Source organism: Psychrobacter sp. ENNN9_III (assembly GCF_001462175.1).
Classification (GTDB): Bacteria; Pseudomonadota; Gammaproteobacteria; order Pseudomonadales; family Moraxellaceae; genus Psychrobacter.
Window position 1 is genome coordinate 1 of record NZ_LNUO01000085.1, and the last position, 5618, is coordinate 5618.

Annotated in this window: 5 protein-coding genes; 1 reads left to right on the plus strand and 4 read right to left on the minus strand. The window is 43.1% G+C overall.

The features are described from left to right. Nucleotides 1–325: 325 nt before the first annotated feature. Nucleotides 326–619: a YbeD family protein gene (locus tag PENNN9_RS05480; protein WP_058368718.1), complete on the minus strand. Its 294-nt coding sequence runs from the start codon at nucleotides 617–619 to the stop codon at nucleotides 326–328. A gap of 457 nt (nucleotides 620–1076) precedes the next feature. On the opposite strand from PENNN9_RS05480, the gene PENNN9_RS05485 reads away from it, so the two are divergent. Further along, on the plus strand, nucleotides 1077–2003 hold the full coding sequence (locus tag PENNN9_RS05485) for a bestrophin family protein (protein WP_058368716.1): 927 nt from the start codon (nucleotides 1077–1079) through the stop codon (nucleotides 2001–2003). A gap of 31 nt (nucleotides 2004–2034) precedes the next feature. Here the strand turns inward: PENNN9_RS05485 and PENNN9_RS05490 are convergent, their stop codons facing one another. From PENNN9_RS05490 to PENNN9_RS13015, 3 genes are all read right to left on the minus strand, one after another. Beyond that, nucleotides 2035–3489, minus strand: a complete 1455-nt coding sequence (locus PENNN9_RS05490) for a di-heme oxidoredictase family protein (protein WP_058368717.1) — start codon at nucleotides 3487–3489, stop codon at nucleotides 2035–2037. Nucleotides 3490–3670: 181 nt separating this feature from the next. Continuing rightward, nucleotides 3671–4609, minus strand: coding sequence for an RCC1 domain-containing protein (locus PENNN9_RS13010; protein WP_227511735.1), 939 nt, complete (start codon nucleotides 4607–4609; stop codon nucleotides 3671–3673). Continuing rightward, complete coding sequence (locus PENNN9_RS13015) at nucleotides 4603–5334, minus strand: hypothetical protein (RefSeq protein ID WP_227511736.1); 732 nt, start codon at nucleotides 5332–5334, stop codon at nucleotides 4603–4605. Before PENNN9_RS13015 ends, PENNN9_RS13010 begins: the two co-directional genes overlap by 7 nt. Between the last annotated feature and the right edge of the window lie 284 nt (nucleotides 5335–5618).

Here is a 5618-nt window from a genome sequence, read left to right on the forward strand (position 1 = left end):
GACGGGGCCCAAGGAGTAAAATTTTGAAAATGCTATATTGATTTTAGGAGAAAACTATGTTGCTACAAGGTAGTAGCATGTCCAAAATTTGGCAAAGGACGATGGGATAAGGGTTAGACGCGATTGTCTCAAATAATAAAATTTTTTGTAAAAAAGTGGTTATGACTTTATTTTTATTAGTCGACAATTTCTTGATTATTTAGAGATGGAATTGAGTCAATCATCGCGGTGCTGATTGTACAGTAGACCAAAAAAAATCGCCACCCATATAAGTGACGATTACGGTATTAAAATGCTAAATTTAGCTGGCGTTAACATATACGTTTTATACAACCATGCGCACAGTTTTAGCGCTATCAAGTGCTGCATATAAGCGATTGACTTGTGCAGCCTCGGTCAGATACAGATTGACGCGTGCTGAGTGAAAGCGACCTGTTTTTGAAGGTTTGACATCTATAGACGCCAAATCAAAATCAGGGAACTGACTACCAAGGATAAGCTTGACTTCATTAAGTAAGGTCTCATGCTCGCCTTCATGACCGATGATACTCATCGGATAGTTCATTGGAAAGTCCCACAGCTCTGGGGTTTGAATATCGGTTTTTTTACCTTTTAGCATACCGTCATTGGGGGTTAAGTCAGTGACATTGACAGCTCGGTGAGAAGTCGAGTTTTGGCCGTTATCTTTTGGGTCATCACTCATGATGGAGTCCTTATTTTTTGTTGAAATATTGGCTTGCACATTGTTTTAACCACATAAAAAAACCTGAGACTCGCTCAGTTCTTTGGTAGATGTCATTCTTAAATGAGTACGTTTATTATGTGCGGTCGCTGTATTCACTATTTATAGTGGCATTTGGATATTATTCAAGTACTGTGTTGCCTGTGACAAGACATTATAAAATGATAGTCGGTATTAGCAATTTAAAATCTTTTCATCAAGCATTACCTATATTATGATGCAGTACATTAACTGCGTCTTAGTACTTGAGAGTTGGTACTTAAGAATTGTTACGTAAGACGCAGCGTAGTTTTATTATTACAGTATTTACAGACAACTTCGCTAGGAAGCTGACATGATTGTCCGGCAAACACCCAATGCTCTCAAGATATTTTTTACTCTTCGCGGCTCAATCATTCCAAAGATCTATCCGCAGATTTTGTTGGTTACTTTACTAAGTACACTTATAACGGTTATTCAGCATGAGTTTCCGCGCTCTTTTCCATCTTACACTATGGCGCCTTTTACGGTGTTTGGGATCGCTTTATCGTTGTTTCTTGGCTTTCGTAATAATGCAAGTTATCAGCGCTGGTGGGAGGCGCGAGGACTGTGGGGACAGCTGGTTTATGAAGCTCGCAGCTTTAGCCGTCAAGTGCTCTCGTTTATAGATGAGAAAGACGAGCATGGGCGGGACACCCAGCGCTATATGATTTATCTTACGATTGCTTTTACTCATGCTGTACGCCATCGACTTCGTGGTACGGCGCCTTGGCAAGATGTCGAGCGTTTTGTGGCGCCTATACATCATGCCAGCATGCGCCAGTCGCGTAACCTACCTGATTATTTAATGCGATTGCTGGGTAAGCGGCTTGGTGATAGTCGGCGTCAGCGCTTATCATCGGAGCAGATGATACAAAACATGGACGAACGTCTTACTTCTATGACTATCGTCTTAGCCGCTTGTGAGCGTATTCATAATACGCCTTTACCATTTGCTTATATGCTATTGGTACACCGTACGACTTATCTGTATTGTTTTATGTTGCCTTTTGGCTTGGTTTCCTCACTGGGCTGGGTGACCCCTTTAATCTGTGCTGGGATTGCTTATACCTTTTTTGGTTTAGATGCGCTTAGTGAAGAGTTAGAAGAGCCTTTTGGTTTTGCAGCCAATCAGTTACCTCTAACAGCTTTGTCACGCACGATCGAAATCAATTTGCTAGAGGCAATAGGAGAAACCGATCTACCGCCTGATATCGCCCCTAAAAATGGATATCTACCATAGACAGGTGCTCGAAAGGTAGATACTCAAGATCTTAGATGCCGTTTAAGAATGAAAGCAGCATTTTTTTTTGTTCAACAGGCAACTGCTTAAAACGTGTTTTTGCGCCTTCTGCTTCGCCGCCATGCCACAATATTGCCTCAGTCAGACTGCTGGCGCGACCATCATGCAAAAAGCGCGCTTCTGGGTCTTTTGCTACGATTCCAATACCCCATAACGGTGGTGTACGCCATTCAAAACTTTCAGCATTCTTTTCTTTCACGCCATCATCAAGCCCAGCGCCCATATCATGAAGTAATAAATCGGTATAAGGGTAGATAGTTTGTTGTGATAACAATGGAAAACGGTCACTATCGCCAGTCTTTTGCTTGGGCGTATGACAGCCAGCACAGCCAACTTGAGTAAAAAGATTAGCACCTTGATTAAAAGTTGATAAATTGCTCACCCGCCGCTCAGGAACTGCAAGCGCTGTCATAAAATCAGTCACAGCATCCAAGCTACTGTCTGAGACCTCTGGCGTACCGCCATTGGCGGCTGTCCAACAAATTGGCTGATTAACCGTACAGTTAGGGTCCATAAATATCGAAGTGGTTAAGCCCATGTCTTGCGACATGGCATTGGCGTTTTGGGTACGCAGACTTGAGTTGATCGCTTTCCAACCAAAGCGGCCGATTCGTTGATCAGGGCCTTCATTGACCCAGTGCACACGGCCACTGATTCCATCTTTATTGTCATCATTAGCGTCAGAGGCGGCGATAATATCAGCCTCAGGGATGAGATCAAGCAAACCCATACCGACCAGTTGCGGCGAGATACGTCCGCTAATAGCGGTATCTCCTAAAGGTTGGTTAGAATCCGTTGGGGTAAATTCGAATCTTATACTTCTAGACTTTTTGTCGTCTTCGACAGTAGCGATATAGCGCATTTTGCCTTCGGTAGCGATACTGGCGTCGATACTTTGATGCTGCATTTGCTCACCATAATAAGCATGAGCCACTCCTTGTGCATCGCCTAGTCTAAATAAAATGGCGTTGCTTAGCTCACCGTCGTTGGCATAGATAGGTTTGCGTCCTTCTGCGCTGTGGCACTGAGTGCAGGCATTGGCATTAAACAGTGGCCCAACACCGTCAAACAGTACGCGACCTTGGTTGGCGGGCGTCCATTGGGTGATAAATAACTCACGCCCTGGCGAAACACCACCTAAGGCACTGCTTGGAAGATTGGGCATGATTTGTAAAAACGGTCGTGAGATATCGGCTGTGATCGTGGCGTTGCCCCCTGCTGGAAGCCAATCGGTATCGGCCTCTGTCTCATCAGGTGTGTTTGGTGAGGAAGGATTGCTAGGTAAGTTGGGTGTGCTAGATGCGTTATCGTCTGAGCCACCGCAAGCGCTCAGTATTAGAGTCATACCCAAGCAGAGCAGGGCATTACGCATAGCAGGTAATGCTGATATGTGTAAAATGGTTGGTCGATGGAGGCGACAAGACATGGGATTACCTAAAATAGTCATAAATCAGTACAATCAAATAATGAATAAAAATGAGTAAGCTTGATCGTTAATTAAAAAGGGCGACATAAAATATGCAGCCCTTTTTTTACTTAACGATTATGTTTTTGTAGCTCTTTATAAGTTTTAGTCGGCAAGATTGAAGCAAATAAGCCGTTGCTGCTTATAGTTGGCTTGGCAAGCTAACAGGGATAGGGGTGTTATACATCCAAACGTGTGTGGTGTCTTTGTTGCCTAATGAGCCCTCAAAGCTCCAGCCCCAAGTAAATAAAGAACCATGTTGAAGAGATGAACTGTTATCTTGGTTGAGCAACTTTTCATGAGCAATAAGATGCATAGCGCCCATTGCCATATTGTCGATATTTTGTAGATTGGGCAGTTTGTCAGTTGGCTCATCTAGATCGTTATAAATGGTTTTACCTGCGCCATTTGTTTCGCCAAACATACCCCAAGGATATACTTGTCCGTTATCTAGTAATGCGTAGCTGGCATTGCCATTAGCATAAATACGGCGTACATCTTTATCCGCGAACCATGGTAGTTTGGTAGGTGTTGCAATGATATCGTCCCAAGCTTTTTCGGTATCGCTGAATATTTCACCGTTATAGCCTATTTGGCTTGTGGCATTGAGCCCCCAACCATAGACCGACTCTCTATTGGTCAAAGCCAACACATGGTCACGGCCAGCGGCAAGCTGAGTTACTTTTTCTACCTCTTTAGCAATACTCGCATCAGCGATTTGGGTAACATCACTCTGAGCGTTTTCGATGATATTTATAAAGACAGGGGTTGCATTGATATTGACGCACTCATTGGCATTGGTACATGCTTTGCCTTTCCCAAGATTGGCATAAGCGTCGCTACCCCAACCCCAAACTTGACCTTTATCATCTAAGGCGTAGGAACTATTGGCACTGGCAACTACTTGTACAATATGCCCAATGTCGGTTGCTGCTGAGAAGTCTACTTTGACCGGTATGCTACTGCCATTTGTACTAGCAGCAGGGCCATTACCAAGTTGACCTTCACCGTTAGCACCAAATGCCCAAACGTTGCCGTCTTTAGTGAGTACCAAGTTGTGCTTGTAACCGGCGGCTACCATGACTGCATCTTCGATACCTTGAACAGCACCGATATCAAGGCGACAGTCTTCAACTTTACTACAGCTATTACGACCTGTTGTGCCGGTCCCAATTGCCCATATTTGTCTTCGCCCCAGCTGTAAACTTGTCCGTTTTGGTCAATAGAGAGCGAATGGTTTTGGTTAAAACTAACAGATACTAGGTTTTGTGGCGCATTGTTTATGAGCATTGGCGTATCTGGATGTCCCATGAGGTCTGTTATTTTCGTTGTCAGCCCAAGACCGGTTTGACCATAATTGTTTCGACCCCAACTGTACAACTGTCCATCACGAAGGGCAGCAGTATGTGAGCCACCTGCCGCTATGGTGTCGCCTAAATAGATGGTTTTGGTAGAGCGCATCGTGTTACCAGCGTTATCTGTAGCCTCTAAAGTGATTTTATTGCGACCTAACATTAAAAAGACAGTCTCACTAAAATAGCCTTCAGCATCGACCTTTAGCGTATGTACTGGTTCTTCATTGAGTTGATAAGTAAATGACTTGATACCGTTGTTATCTTGTACTTGTCCTGAGACAGATACGGCAGCAACGGCACTATAGCCATCAGAAAAACTGCTATCAGTTGTCAGTAATGGCGGTGTCCCATCGATAATAGGAGTTGTTACTTTTTTATCATCGCCACAAGCGGTTAAAGCCAGTACAGTAGTCATAACAGCTAGTGTCTGAGCTAAATGGGATAAACGCATAGAACCTCAATAAGTGCAAAATATATGCAAAGTAGAATAAATAACAGGAAAGATATTAGAAATATTAGATGCGAATGATATTACAAATAAGAATCATTATCAATATAAAAATAAGAATGGCGATAAATATGGTAGCTTGGTTATTATTTTGCGCTAATTTTATTGTTTATATTGTTATGTATCTATTTTAATCGAGGACCAAACATAACGATTAAGTGGTAGGGAGTTGTATGAGACATTTTAAATTAAGATGATAAAGCAAAAAAAAGCTGAGACACGCTCAG

What these genes read in the sequence shown, in the direction of transcription:
- PENNN9_RS05480 (WP_058368718.1), bottom strand. Translation starts at nt 619, where the DNA reads ATGCTAAAAGGTAAAAAAACCGATATTCAAACCCCAGAGCTGTGGGAC.
- PENNN9_RS05485 (WP_058368716.1), top strand. Translation starts at nt 1,077, where the DNA reads ATGATTGTCCGGCAAACACCCAATGCTCTCAAGATATTTTTTACTCTT.
- PENNN9_RS05490 (WP_058368717.1), bottom strand. Translation starts at nt 3,489, where the DNA reads ATGTCTTGTCGCCTCCATCGACCAACCATTTTACACATATCAGCATTA.
- PENNN9_RS13010 (WP_227511735.1), bottom strand. Translation starts at nt 4,609, where the DNA reads ATGGTAGCCGCCGGTTACAAGCACAACTTGGTACTCACTAAAGACGGC.
- PENNN9_RS13015 (WP_227511736.1), bottom strand. Translation starts at nt 5,334, where the DNA reads ATGCGTTTATCCCATTTAGCTCAGACACTAGCTGTTATGACTACTGTA.